General features: G+C 64.6%; 12 protein-coding genes and 3 pseudogenes. 11 read left to right on the top strand and 4 right to left on the bottom strand.

The window, feature by feature from the left end; genetic code table 11:
- Positions 1-15: 15 nt before the first annotated feature.
- Positions 16-1,533, bottom strand: coding sequence for a carboxylesterase/lipase family protein (locus A5700_RS20865; protein ID WP_068068006.1), 1,518 nt, complete (start codon positions 1,531-1,533; stop codon positions 16-18).
- Positions 1,534-1,611: 78 nt separating this feature from the next.
- Between A5700_RS20865 and A5700_RS20860 the strand changes: the two genes are divergently transcribed.
- Complete coding sequence (locus tag A5700_RS20860) at positions 1,612-2,268, top strand: hypothetical protein (RefSeq protein ID WP_068204983.1); 657 nt, start codon at positions 1,612-1,614, stop codon at positions 2,266-2,268.
- 4 nt (positions 2,269-2,272) lie between these two features.
- Here the strand turns inward: A5700_RS20860 and A5700_RS20855 are convergent.
- The 3 genes and pseudogenes from A5700_RS20855 to A5700_RS20845 form a co-directional block, all read right to left on the bottom strand.
- Positions 2,273-3,491, bottom strand: a pseudogene (locus tag A5700_RS20855) (cytochrome P450).
- Between the two features lie 109 nt (positions 3,492-3,600).
- On the bottom strand, positions 3,601-4,683 hold the full coding sequence (locus A5700_RS20850) for a dihydrodipicolinate reductase (RefSeq protein ID WP_068068002.1): 1,083 nt from the start codon (positions 4,681-4,683) through the stop codon (positions 3,601-3,603).
- Positions 4,684-4,727: 44 nt separating this feature from the next.
- Positions 4,728-5,516, bottom strand: coding sequence for an SDR family NAD(P)-dependent oxidoreductase (locus A5700_RS20845; protein WP_068068000.1), 789 nt, complete (start codon positions 5,514-5,516; stop codon positions 4,728-4,730).
- A 206-nt stretch (positions 5,517-5,722) separates the two neighbouring features.
- On the opposite strand from A5700_RS20845, the gene A5700_RS20840 reads away from it, so the two are divergent.
- From A5700_RS20840 to A5700_RS26645, 10 genes and pseudogenes are all read left to right on the top strand, one after another.
- Positions 5,723-6,322 (top strand): TetR/AcrR family transcriptional regulator, encoded by a 600-nt coding sequence (locus tag A5700_RS20840; RefSeq protein ID WP_068067997.1) that lies wholly within the window; start codon positions 5,723-5,725, stop codon positions 6,320-6,322.
- 61 nt (positions 6,323-6,383) lie between these two features.
- Positions 6,384-6,597 (top strand): annotated as a pseudogene (locus A5700_RS26260) (dihydrodipicolinate reductase); the annotation flags it as partial.
- A gap of 390 nt (positions 6,598-6,987) precedes the next feature.
- Positions 6,988-7,680 carry a hypothetical protein gene (locus tag A5700_RS20835; protein WP_068068119.1) on the top strand — a complete coding sequence of 231 codons (693 nt, stop codon included), beginning with the start codon at positions 6,988-6,990 and terminating at the stop codon, positions 7,678-7,680.
- A 139-nt stretch (positions 7,681-7,819) separates the two neighbouring features.
- Positions 7,820-9,349 carry a nitric oxide reductase activation protein NorD gene (locus A5700_RS20830; RefSeq protein WP_068067995.1) on the top strand — a complete coding sequence of 510 codons (1,530 nt, stop codon included), beginning with the start codon at positions 7,820-7,822 and terminating at the stop codon, positions 9,347-9,349.
- Positions 9,350-9,383: 34 nt separating this feature from the next.
- A complete protein-coding gene (locus tag A5700_RS20825) occupies positions 9,384-10,172 on the top strand; it encodes a CbbQ/NirQ/NorQ/GpvN family protein (RefSeq protein WP_068067992.1) in 789 nt (262 codons plus the stop codon).
- A gap of 15 nt (positions 10,173-10,187) precedes the next feature.
- A complete protein-coding gene (locus A5700_RS27235) occupies positions 10,188-10,316 on the top strand; it encodes a hypothetical protein (protein WP_255377969.1) in 129 nt (42 codons plus the stop codon).
- 8 nt (positions 10,317-10,324) lie between these two features.
- On the top strand, positions 10,325-11,044 hold the full coding sequence (locus tag A5700_RS20820; RefSeq protein WP_068068117.1) for a hypothetical protein: 720 nt from the start codon (positions 10,325-10,327) through the stop codon (positions 11,042-11,044).
- Positions 11,045-11,064: 20 nt separating this feature from the next.
- Entirely contained in the window at positions 11,065-11,496 is a 432-nt protein-coding gene (locus A5700_RS20815; RefSeq protein WP_068067989.1) for a hypothetical protein, read from the top strand.
- A pseudogene (locus tag A5700_RS20810) lies at positions 11,493-11,684 on the top strand (dihydrodipicolinate reductase); the annotation flags it as partial. The gene A5700_RS20815 and the pseudogene A5700_RS20810, both read left to right, overlap by 4 nt.
- A gap of 60 nt (positions 11,685-11,744) precedes the next feature.
- Positions 11,745-12,071, top strand: coding sequence for a hypothetical protein (locus tag A5700_RS26645; RefSeq protein ID WP_197502784.1), 327 nt, complete (start codon positions 11,745-11,747; stop codon positions 12,069-12,071).
- The last annotated feature ends 31 nt before the right edge of the window (positions 12,072-12,102 follow it).

Here is a 12,102-nt window from a genome sequence, read left to right as displayed (position 1 = left end):
GCTCAGCGTGCCAGGTCACTGGGCCAGTGAGAAGCCGTCCCACGCCATGCGCCGCTCCGGGTGCGGGTCGAACTCGACCCGCGTCTTGTTGTCGAAGACCATGACGGCCCGCTCGTCAGCGGTGTAGGCGGGCCAGTCGTCGCCGGGAACGCCGGTGCGGCTGAACCACCGCCAGCGCCGTTGCACCTGATTGCTCACCCGCAGCGCGGCGCGCCGGTCCGCCGCGGCGGTGAGCAGCTGGCCGAACCGGCTCCGATAGACGTCGAACACCGCGAACAGCTCGGTCGCGTGCGTGGCCCCCAGCCCGGACCAGCGCAGGGTGCGCGGGGCGAAGTCGTACCGGTAGAGATAGGTGGGCGCGTGGGCGCCGTGCGCCTCGGCGATCTGCCAGGCCGCGGAGCTGAACGCGAAGTCGCCGCCGAGCTGGATGCACGCCGACGAGCCCGGGTAGCCCGGGTACGCCGCCGTAATGCGTTCCCGCGCCGCGGGTTCGGTGTCGGCCAGCAGCTCCTCGATCATCGAGCGATTGGTCGGCAGCAGTCTGAGGAACCGGGTGAACAGGCGGCCCTCCTCGGCGTTGGTGCCCACGATCAGCGGAACGCGATGCGCCCGGCCTCGTCGCATGGCGTCGACGGGATCGAGCGGCAGGACGTCGTCGCCGCAGACCGGCCCGATCGGAAAGGCGCCCAGCCTGCTCTCCATGCCCTGCTCGATGAGCCGGTGCTGCGCATCCACCAATTCCGCGGAGGGCACCCGCAACAGCGCCTCGGCGGCGTCGCGGGGCCGGACACCGAGCAGATCGGCGTAGCGGGTGGCGAATTGCGCCGCGGTCGCCTGCGAACGGACCATTCCCGACGCCGGGCTTTCCGCGATCGCCCGGGCGAACAACCCCTCGGCCTCCGGCACCGCCAGCAACGTGGCGGTCAGGTGCGCGCCCGCGCTTTCGCCGAAGATGGTGACGTTGTCGGGGTCTCCCCCGAACGCCGCGATGTTGTCGCGCACCCACCGCAGCGCCAGCACGCAGTCGCGCAGGAACAGGTTGCCGTCGATGGGAAATTCCGGCGTCGACAGCGACGACAGGTCCAGGCAGCCCAGCGCGCCGAGCCGATAGTTCACCGACACGTACACGCAGCCGCGGCGGGCCAGCGCCGCACCGTCGTAGAGCGGCGTGGCCGAGCTGCCCAGGATGTAGCCGCCGCCGTGGAAGAAGACCATGACCGGCAGCGGCTCGGCCGCCACGGTCTCGGGGGCGACGACGTTGAGCGTCAGGCAGTCCTCGCTCATCGGCTGGTAACGCCCCGCGAAACCGGAGACGCCGAGCAGGGTGTAACGCCGTTGCTGCGGGGCGCAGTTGGCGAAGCCGTGGCAGTGCCGCACTCCCGACCACGGCGCCGCGGGCCGTGGCGCCCGGAAGCGCAACCGTCCCACGGGCGGTTGGGCGTACGGGATGGACCGCCAGCGGTTGACCCCGTCGCGGGTGAAGCCTTCGACGATGCCGATGGTGGTGCGTGCGCGAATACTGCGCTGGTGCATGACCCGACGTTAGCCGACATAACCGCCACGACGCGCGCGCAGCGCCTCAAAGCACCCGCCTGCGGCTAGCCTGACGGGATGCGGATCGCCGCGTTACTCGCCGTGCCCTTGCTGGTCGGCGCGTGTTCGCACACGGTCAGCGGTCGGTCCGCGCAGCTGCCGCCCGGCCCGCCGACGAGCTCGACGCCGTCGGCGAGCACGGGCGCCGCGCCGGCCCCGGGTGCCCCGATCGCCCAGGTGATCGCCTGGATCGAGGCGGGGAAACCCGCCGATCCCGCGCGATATCACAGCGCCACCCGCGACGGCACCAGCACCGCTCTGGGTGCCGACACCGCCCTTTCGGCCGAGGCGGGCAAGGTGTCCTGCCTGACCGATGCCGCGCACACCGGCGGCGCCCTGCTCTGCCTGGTCAGCCTCACCGCTCCCCCGCCGCCGCCCACCACTGCCTACGGCGACTGGCAGGGCGGCTGGGTTGACTTCGACGGCAACACGCTGCAGGTGGGGGCGGCGCGCGCCGATCCAGGCCCCTTTCTCAACGGCAACGGCGCCGACCTGGCGGACGGCGCCTCGTTGTCCTTCGGTGACTACCGCTGCCGCGCCGACCAAGCCGGGCTGTTCTGCGTGAACTACGCGCACCAATCGGCGGCGCGGTTCAGCCCCGCCGGCGTCGAGCCGTTCGGTTGCCTGCGCCCGGCGCCGGCGCCCGACGGCGTAGGCGTGGCGTTCAGCTGCTGACGCCTCACCAGCTGACGGGAAGTTCTGTCATGCCGTAGATGTTGGCGTCCTTGAACCGCAACTCCTGCTGCGGCACCGCCAATCTCAGGCCCGGCAGCCGTCGCGCCAGCGTCGCGAACGCCACCTGCATCTCAACACGAGCCAGGTTGGCTCCGATGCACTGATGCACGCCATAGCCAAAACCCAGGTGACCGCGGGTGTTTCGGTCACCGTCGAATGATTCGGGATTGTCGACGAATTCGGCATCCCAGTTGCCCGACATCAGGCTCATCATGACAAACTCGCCCGCCCGAATCAGCTGACCACCGATCATCACATCTTCGGTTGCCACCCGGTCGACTTGACTGTGCACGATACTCAGGTAACGCATCAGCTCTTCGACGACGTTCGCGATGACCGCGAGGTCGTCGGTCTGACCGAGTCGCGCAAAGATTTCGGGATGTTCCAGCAGCGCAACAGTTCCCAGTGAGATCATGTTGGCGGTGGTTTCATGGCCGGCCTGCATCATGATGACACCGTTCATGGCGGTTGTGGCCCGGTCGAGCTCGCCCGTCGCCACGTATTTGGTGAGCAGGTGGCTGATCAGGTCATCGCCGGGTTCACGTGCTTTGCGCTTCACCAACTCCTGAATGTAGGCGTACATCGCACCGAACGCCTGACCCCTTTCTGCGTCTGTGGACTTCTGGTCGAGGCCCTTGGTGGTGTTGTGTTGGAAGATTTCGAGGTCTTCAGGTGGCACCCCCAATAACAGTGCGATCACCACAGACGGCACTGCAAGCGCGAAATCGCGCACCAGATCGGCCGGCGCGCAGTTGGTGATCATTCGGTCGAGATAATGGTCGACCGTCTCGGCGGATTTGCGGCCGCATTGCCTCGCAACGGCGGAAAGTGAAGTTGCTGGTCATCATTCGCCGCAGCCGGTGATGCTCGGGGTCATCGGTTCGCGCAAACATCACCACCACCTTGTTGTCGGCATCCGTCGGCATGATGGAATCCGGAATGGTTTTGGCGGACAGAAGCGGATTTACCAGCGCCGCCCTGATGTCTTGGTAGCGGCTGACAACCCAGACCGGGTTGCCTTGAAATATCGCCTTCGGCAACCCGGGAGCGGACCGCCAGGTCGCAAACTCAGGCGGTGGTGCCAGCGGGCAACCCTGTGGCCGCGGCAACGGCAAAACGGGAAGTTCCGTGTCGGAGCGGGATTCCTCGGAAGGGGTTGCCATGAAGCGCCTTCCCATTATTGTCGTTCTCCGCCAGTAAAAGGGCGTAGAGCCAGGCTGATTGGCGGCCACATCAGAACACGTTTGCCGAACGCGTTGCGTCCCGTGGGATTCAACGCTCGCTCCACATGACGCCGCGCATCGTCGCCGACAGCGGTATATCCTCCACTGTGATTAGTCCCTGAGGAGCGCGACAGACCCAGTCGATCGCATTGACGGCCCGGCCCGCTGTCGAGATGCAGCCCGCTTCGGTGGAATCCAACTTTGGGTGGGAGACGTGGGTGTTGATCTCGACGCGCGGGTCACCCTCCACGACGACGCGGTGCACGCCGGTGTGCCCATCGGGGGGGAACTCCCAGTCGGGCGCCGCGGCGCTGGTGAGTCTGGTGACGTGCTCGAGCGTGATCACCGGGCGCTCGTCGCGCACCCCCTCGGTGGCAAAGCGCACCGCGGCCATCTGTCCGGGCTCCACCGTCATCATCGTGCAGTCGATGCGTTCCGCGGTGTACCAAGGTTCGACCCGCTGGCGCACGTCATCGAGTTTGATGTCGAGATTGTCGGCCAGGCTGCGGACCTGACCACCCCACATCGACACGATGACCCCAGGCAGAAACATCATCGGTGGCGTTTCGTCCTCGGCCGACCCGAAACCCATTGCAGCGCCCGTGAACTCCGCATCGTCATAATTTCCGTAGTCGAAGATTTCCTGCACGGTAATTGAATCCACCCTGGTGGTCAGGCTCACCGCCGAATGCACGAGCGTATCGCCGGAGAAGCCGGGGTCGATGCCGTTGACGTAGAGCGACGTATCGCCGGCTTTGCACGCGGCTTCGAGGGGTGCTCGCAACCAGTCTTCCGCGTGACGAGGCGTGACCAACCACACCAGCGACGTGCCGACGACGTTCACACCGGCTGCCAGGAACCTCACCATCTGGTCGATGGCCTCCATAGGCCGCGTCTCACCCTGCGAGGTGTACACCACACAGTCGGCGCCGAGGTGGACGAGGGCGTCAACGTCGTCGGTGGCGACGATGCCGGTCGCCACGTCGAGTCCGCACAGCTGCGCCGCGTCCTTGCCCACCTTGTCGGCGCTGGCGGCGTGCACCCCGACCAGTTCGAGGTCTGGCCGGCCGATGATGGCTCGCAGCGAATGCCGGCCCACGTTCCCGGTCGAGAATTGAATGACCCTGCGCAACGTTACCTCGCTATTCCCATGACCATTCGATGTCGCATTCAGTCTCAGTAGTCGGGTATCGGCAGCGGCGAATTATTCGAGTCGATGCCGCCGTCGACGTGGAACGTTGCGTTGGTTGCGTAACAGTCGCGCGTGGACAGATACACCGCCAGGCGTCCGAGGTCCTCGACATCGCCCAGACGATGTAGTGGCGTGGCCTCTTGCATCTTTTCCAGCGATCCCGGCATCAAGTCCAGGCTCCCCTTCAACCCGTCGGTGGCGAATGATCCGAGTGCGATGGCGTTGACGCGAATCTTCGGCGCCAATTCCTGGGCCATGGCACGCGTGAGAGCCTCCAGACCGCCCTTGGCGACGCAATAGGCGGTCAAGGCGCGAATGCCGAACCGGGCCGAACCTGACGAAATGTTGATGATGGAACCGTGTCCGGCACTGAGCATGTGCGGGGCCGCGAGCTGGCTCATGATGAAAGCCGAAGTCACACACCAGTCGAACGTGTGCCGAAAGTCTTCGTCGGTGATATCCAAGAAGCGCGCGTAGGTGGAGCCACCGACATTGTTGACGAGAATGTCGATGCGACCGAATCGCTCCATCGCCGTATTCACGACGCGCTCCCCGTCGGGACGCCTCATCGCGTCAGCGACCAGCGCGAGTCCCTTGCCGCCGCTCTTCTCGATACCCGCAACCGTGCGAACGATATCCGCCTCGGTGCGCGCGGTTCCAACGATCGTGGCGCCGGCTTCCGCCAAGACCCGGGCGATGCCGGCGCCGACACCCTTCCCGGCGCCGGTGACGATGGCGACCTGTCCGTCCAGCCGGAACTGTTCCAACGCCATGCTTGGAGCTCCTTCGATGGTGTCTGACGCATTCAATCTACGAAATTTTTCTGACTTAAGTCAATGACTCTTGCTGACCCGAGTTTGGTCGCGCCGTGCAGCGATGATATCGACTAATCCGCGCAGGCCTTTCTGACGAAAATCCGTCATAATGTACGAGCTACTGGCTGAATCTTGGGTGAGTCAGGTCAACTGTGAGGAACAAAATGGCTGTGACTGAGAGGCCGTCTGCGCGAGAAACCAAGCGCTTGCAGACCCGTGAGCGATTGATGGGCGCCGCGATCGCGGAGTTCGCCAGAGCCGGGATGGCCGAGGCCGACGTTGGTGCCATCGTGGGCGCGGCAGGAGTCGCCCACGGTACTTTCTTCTTCCACTTCCCCACCAAGGAACACGTTCTCCTGGAACTCGAAAGGCGCGAAGAGGAGCGCATTGCCAAGCAGTTCGCACAGTTCTTGAAGTCGAAACACGATCTCGCTGCCGCGCTGGACGAGGCGGTCCGCCTGGTCGTCGGATTGGAGCGCCGGCTGGGTGATGTGCTCTTCAACGACTTTCTTGCGCTTCACTTTTCGCAGACACGCCCGCCCACCGAAGGCGGCCGGGATCACCCGCTGATCGTCTTGGTCGCCCAGGAGATCTCGCTGGCCCAAGAACGCGGCGAGACTGATCCCGACGTCAATGCGATGAACAGCGCGGTGTTTTTCCTGCTGGGCCTGTATGCCCTGTTGATCACCACGAACCACTGGCCGACCGGCCGCGATCTGCTCGACGACTATGTCGCGAGGACACTGCGCAGCATGCGGCCGTGAGCCGTAACGCTAAGGACGTGTGACGCCGCGCAGCGGCATCAACCCAAGCTCGTTGTGGGACATGGATCCCGGGTCCTCTAATCGTTCGGAGAAGATTGGCAAGGGCGCCGGCGAGTTTGTGCGGTATACCACAGATCGGTGTGCTGGCGACCAACGAGAAAGACGTCATCGAGGCGCTGGACGCCGACTGCGTGTTCTATGCGCCGCTGTGGTCCGACCCCGACGAGGTACGTCGACTGCTGCGCGCCGGCAAGAATGTCACCCCGAGAACTGGCCGCAGCACTATCACTGCCGGATTCTGATCGGGGGCCATTCACCCACCGAGCTTTCCCAAGGGGCGCGGGATCCGAACGGCGGATACGCGCTGCCAGCGCTACACCTGGGCGGCGATGGGTCCTGCGAACGCGACGACGTGCCAACGACCGTCAGCTGCCTTCAGTCAGCTAATGCCAGCTGATGTCGCTGTAGATGATCGAACCGGTGCTCAACCGCGGCGTCGTCAGCGGCAAGTCCAGCGATGTCCGGCTGGCTGCGCTTAATCAGAAGTGTTATCACTGACTGAAGTCAGTGCTATAGTCCTCCATGTCAACGGCCTCGACAACGCGGAGGAGCTCGTGAACCTGCCGAAGCTGCGCCAGCGTGAGGTGAACGCCACCACGGCCGCCATCGAAACGAGCTCTGTCCGAACAGGTCTGAATTTCGACGAGCATCTCGAGCAGTCGGAGCTGGCGCAGCGTGGAGCCGACAAATGGCTGATCTCCGGCAGCCTGCTGATCGGCACCGCGGCCTTGGGTGTCTTCGGCCTGCCGCTTTTCCTGCGGGGCGTGCAATTGCTGCGCCGCGCCCAGCGTGACGGACTCTCGGTGCGACCGATGCTGGTTACGTTGCTTGGCTACCTGGTCATCATCGACGCCGCGATCAACACCGTGGGATGGGCGCTCGACCTGGCAGCGAACCACACGATATGGGCCCGCGTGCTGCTCAACGGCTGGGGCAACATGTTCGACGCGGGCTACTTCTGGCACTACAACGAACTTTGGGTCGGCGGCGCGGCGGGCCCGGGCGAAAAGGCCATGGAGGTCGGGCTCATCCTGACCGTCTTCACGATGCGCATTGCCGCCGCGATCGGCTTTCTCCAGATGAAGAGGTGGGGCCATCAGTGGATGGTCGTCACGTGCTGGATGGGCGTGGTCATCTGGATCACCTACGTGTTCAACATGACAATGTTCGCCGACGTGCGCTTCGCCGGTGTCGTCCTGCCGGTGGTCGGTTGGTGGCTCTACGACATCTTCTACATCACGCCGTTCCTCGCCATCCCGTATCTGCACACCGTCAACCGCGAGCTCTTCTCCGACTGAAAGCTGGAGGTCAGGTCATGGGCTATCTCTGGGAGATCCTTCGCTATGTGGCCGCGTGGGGCGGCACCGGCCTGGTCATCTGGTTCTGGTACTGGCTCTTCTCCAACATCGGCACATTTTGAGCACTGATACGACACCGATGACTGACAGCCGCGACGCCCACGCCATGGCGCTGGAACGAAGTTGCGCCGTGACCGCCGTCGCGCTCAGTGAGCAACGCCGCGACGGAGTCCGGCTCGTGACGGGCAGCCGTCGCGGATTCGGGCTGAACACGGCGCTCACCTTCGTTCACATCCCCTATCCCGTGCCAACCGAATGGACCCGGCGATCACTGACATGCGGCGTCGCCCTGCAATGTTCGCCGTCAAAGGAGCGCGTCACCGAATATCGGCTGAACGAGCTGACCGCTCGGGAACTGCGGGCACTCACCCTGGTCGAGGCGGGCGTCGCACTCGGGTGGATCGCGGACCGGTGGCCGGGGCTGCTACCCGAACTGCGGCGGCTGCTCCCGGAACTGGCCGCCGAGGCCGCCGACATGGCGGCCGTCGAGATGCTCAATCGGGCGGTGGCATTGGCGGCCACGGGACAAGCATTGACCGTGGCTCCGTTGCTGGGCGAATTACCGCTGGCCTACACAGTGCCGCAGGGCGTGACGGACAAGTTGAGGCGCAGCTTCGGCCGGATGCCTTGGACTACAACGCAGAAGCGTCTGCCGCGGCCGTACTCGGTTGCGGTCGGCGGCGACGGCGGCGTCCGCAATCCGAACTTGCCGTCGCCGAGCCGTCCACAGGACAACGACCTCGACATCACGCCCGAGCACCGGCCGGGGATTCCGTACCCCGAGTGGAACGCGTGGACGAAGAGTTTTCTGCGAGATCACGTTGCGGTCCTGGAGCGCGCAGACGCCACCCGCGACCGCCAGCCCGTGGCCGTCTCCGCCGACCTTCGGAAATGGTTCGAGGAACGGACGCATCGCGCCATGAAGAATCGTCTCGAAGACGGCTCCGATCTGGATGTTGAGCAATACGTCAGGCACTACATCGACACCGCGACCGGCCAGGCGAGTCAGCCACGCATCTTCCGCGAACTGCTACCCAGCAGCCGAGACGTGACCACCGCGCTGCTCTTAGACGGTAGTTCATCATTGGGCGTGCACGGCGGCCGGATCTTTCAGCTGGAATTGGCTTGCGCCGACGCGCTTTCACGCGCCATGAACCGGGCCCGCGAACGTCACGGCATCTTCGTCTTCACCGGAAACACTCGACACCGAGTCGAGGTCCATTGTCTGAAAAATTTCGAGGACCCCCGGTTTGTGCCACCCAGCGCTCTCGGGCTGCAGACCGGTGGATACACCAGGCTCGGTGCCCCGCTGCGCCATTTGACCAACCGGCTGCTGACCCAACCGTCCGAGCGACGCCTGTTGATCGTCATCGGGGACGGGCTGATCTCCGATGAAGGGTATGAGGGTCGCTACGCCTGGGCGGACGCCGCGCATGCCGTTGAGGAGGCCAATGACGCGGGTGTGTCGATGTATTACGTCGGCGTCGGGCCCACCCGGGTGGATCCCCTTCCGGAGGTGTTCGGACCTCGCCGATCCCAGCGCATCCGGCGCATCGAGGAACTCCCGCGCGTGCTGGCCCACGTTCATCGTGAGCTGGTCGCCGCATGATCCGACGCAAGCCTCGCCAACCAAGGGGGCACCGATGAGCACCGACACGTATTTCGCGAACGGCAACGAAGTCCGGCTGTTTGAATTGGCTTATCAACGCCGCCTGCCGGTGATGCTGACCGGCCCGACGGGATGCGGCAAGACCCGGTTCGTCGAGCACATGGGGGTGCTGTTGCGACGGCCCGTCGTCACCATCAGTTGCCACGACGACCTCACCAGCTCGGATCTGGTCGGCCGCTTCATGGTGACGGGCGGCGACGTCGTCTGGACGGACGGGCCCCTCACCAGAGCGGTGAAGGTCGGCGCCATCTGTTACCTGGACGAGGTCGTGGAGGCCCGGCACGATTCGCTGGCGATCCTGCATTCGCTCACCGATCACCGCCGCGCCCTTTACCTCGACCGCGCCGACGAAGTGGTCAGCGCGCCAGAGACGTTCATGCTCGTATGCTCCTACAACCCGGCCTATCGCAGCTCACTTAAGGAACTCAAACCATCCTTCCGGCAGCGGTTCGTCACGTTGGGAATGAATTATCTGCCCTCGGACCGCGAGGCCGAGGTGATCGTCGCCGAGGCCGGGGTGGAGCCGGCCGCGGCGAAACGTCTCGTGCAGTGTGCGACCGCCATCCGCACCGCGGACAAGGCGTTTCACTTCGAACCGCCGTCCACCCGGGTGCTGGTGACCGCCGCACAGTTGATTGCCGCGGGCGCAAGCGAATTGGAAGCCGCACAAGCCTGCATCCTGGCCCCGCTCAGCAGCGACGGCGCGATCAACGACGGGCTGCGTGAAGTTGCGGCAGCACGGCTAGCCACCTCAAACACCTGAGAAGGGAATCCGCCAGTGAACCAGCAGGAGCAGAAGCGCAAGCGGGCGCTGATCGTCTTCCAGATTGTCATCTATGGCTACCTCCTGGCGATGTTCGGAATCCAGCTGTACATGTCCTTCGCGCGAGGATGGTGGGACCTGTGAACCTCCCGATGCGAAGCCATCTTTCGGGTAACGGCACCACGACCGCTGAGGCTGGCGGCTCGATCACCCTCGACGATCACCACGACACATCCCGCCTGGCTCAGCGCCGGGCTGACAAATGGATGATTGCTGGCGCCGCCTTGATGGGCATGTGGGCCCCCGGTCTGATCGGGTTCCCCATCTTTATGCGCGGCGTCTGGCTGCAGCGCCAAGCGCTGCGCGCCGGCCTCTCGGTCCGTCCGATGATTGTGACCCTGATCGGCTATCTGACCCTGATCGACGGGATGCTCAACAGCCTGGGGTGGGCCCTGGACCTGGTGGCCAACCACACGTTGATCAACCGGGTCTTGATGGTCGGGTGGGGCAACATGTTCGATGCCGGTTACTTCTGGCATTACAACGAGCTCTGGGTCGGCGGCGCGGCGGGGCCGGGCGAAAAGGCCTACGTGGCCGGGCTGATCCTCACCGTGTTCTCGATGCGGGTGGCCGCCGCGATCGGTTTCCTGCAGATGAAGCGGTGGGGCCATCAGTGGATGGTCGTCACGTGCTGGATGGGCGTGGTGATCTGGTCGGCCTACGTGTTCAACATGACCATGTTCGCCGACGTGCGCTACGCCGGTGTCGTGTTCCCGGTCATCGGCTGGTGGCTCTACGACATCTTCTACATCACTCCGTTCCTCGCCATCCCCTATCTGCACACCGTCAACCGCGAAATCTTCTCCGACTGAACAGGTTCAAGGAGCATGTCATGACCGTAGAGTCACCTACAGAGGAAATAGATCCGGGCGCCGGTCTCGAGCCGGGCACCACTGCCTACTACGCACGCATGCACAGATGGATCAAGCGGGCCGTCCTGGTGTGCTTGGTGGCACTCGTGGTCGAGGGCGCGTTCACGTTGCCGTTCATGGCGGTGTATTACGGCTACCCCACCCTGAGCCTGACCGAAATCTGCAGTGAGCTGCTGAAGATCCGCTATTCCAACGACACCCTGGAGTGCAAGTATCCCTATCCACCGCTCGGACCGCCCGAAGGCGCCGAGGGTAAGGCCACCGCCCAGGACGTCTGGGGTATCCAGCCAATACCCAAGTACCACCGGCTCGGGTTCCGCGAACTCGTCAGGATTCACAACGATCGGCTGGCTCACCAAGCGGCCCAACAGCACGCGGGGCCGCACCCTTGACGTATCGCGTCGTTCAATGGACGACGGGCAACCTGGGCAAGAAATCGGTGCACGCGATCGCCGAGAATTCGTTGCTCGAACTCGTCGGCTGCTACGCATGGTCGCCCCACAAGGTCGGCCGCGACGTGGGCGAGCTGTGCGGCATCGAACCCACGGGCGTGCGCGCGAGCGACGATGTCGACGCGCTGCGAACCCGACCCCTATTGCTCCCGCGCGGAGTGCTGGCGCGCGACTGAAAGGAACCGCATATGACGGCCACCACCGATGCACCCAGCATCTTCGAGGCCAGACCGCCGACGCTCGGGTATGACGTCACCGAATCGCCACACGCGGTCAGCACACGGCTTCGGGCTGCGCAGCAGCGGGCACCGATCGCTATCGGACCGTTCGGCCCCGAAGTACTCCCCTACGACTTGGCCCGAAGTGTCGTGCGCGCCAGCAGATTCGTAATTCCCCCGGGACTCCACTTGAGTGTCGCCCAGCGCTACGGCTCGACCACCCGTTTCCGGCAAGGCTTCTCCGGTGACGGCAACTATCTGGAGAGGTTGACCTGTCGGTGTTGGGATTGCCGCTGACGTTCCTGTCCACCAACCTGCCGTGACTTGG

This window comes from Mycobacterium sp. E1214 (genome assembly GCF_001666755.1).
Classification (GTDB): domain Bacteria; phylum Actinomycetota; class Actinomycetes; order Mycobacteriales; family Mycobacteriaceae; genus Mycobacterium.
Note: the sequence above shows the minus strand (reverse complement) of the source record. Positions and strands in the feature narration are given on the sequence as shown.

Bases quoted from the DNA above. Each gene is read 5' to 3' on its own strand.
- A5700_RS20865 (WP_068068006.1), bottom strand. From the start codon at position 1,533: ATGCACCAGCGCAGTATTCGCGCACGCACCACCATCGGCATCGTCGAA.
- A5700_RS20860 (WP_068204983.1), top strand. From the start codon at position 1,612: ATGCGGATCGCCGCGTTACTCGCCGTGCCCTTGCTGGTCGGCGCGTGT.
- A5700_RS20845 (WP_068068000.1), bottom strand. From the start codon at position 5,516: ATGGCGTTGGAACAGTTCCGGCTGGACGGACAGGTCGCCATCGTCACC.
- A5700_RS20840 (WP_068067997.1), top strand. From the start codon at position 5,723: ATGGCTGTGACTGAGAGGCCGTCTGCGCGAGAAACCAAGCGCTTGCAG.
- A5700_RS20830 (WP_068067995.1), top strand. From the start codon at position 7,820: ATGACTGACAGCCGCGACGCCCACGCCATGGCGCTGGAACGAAGTTGC.
- A5700_RS20825 (WP_068067992.1), top strand. From the start codon at position 9,384: ATGAGCACCGACACGTATTTCGCGAACGGCAACGAAGTCCGGCTGTTT.
- A5700_RS20820 (WP_068068117.1), top strand. From the start codon at position 10,325: ATGCGAAGCCATCTTTCGGGTAACGGCACCACGACCGCTGAGGCTGGC.
- A5700_RS20815 (WP_068067989.1), top strand. From the start codon at position 11,065: ATGACCGTAGAGTCACCTACAGAGGAAATAGATCCGGGCGCCGGTCTC.
- A5700_RS26645 (WP_197502784.1), top strand. From the start codon at position 11,745: ATGACGGCCACCACCGATGCACCCAGCATCTTCGAGGCCAGACCGCCG.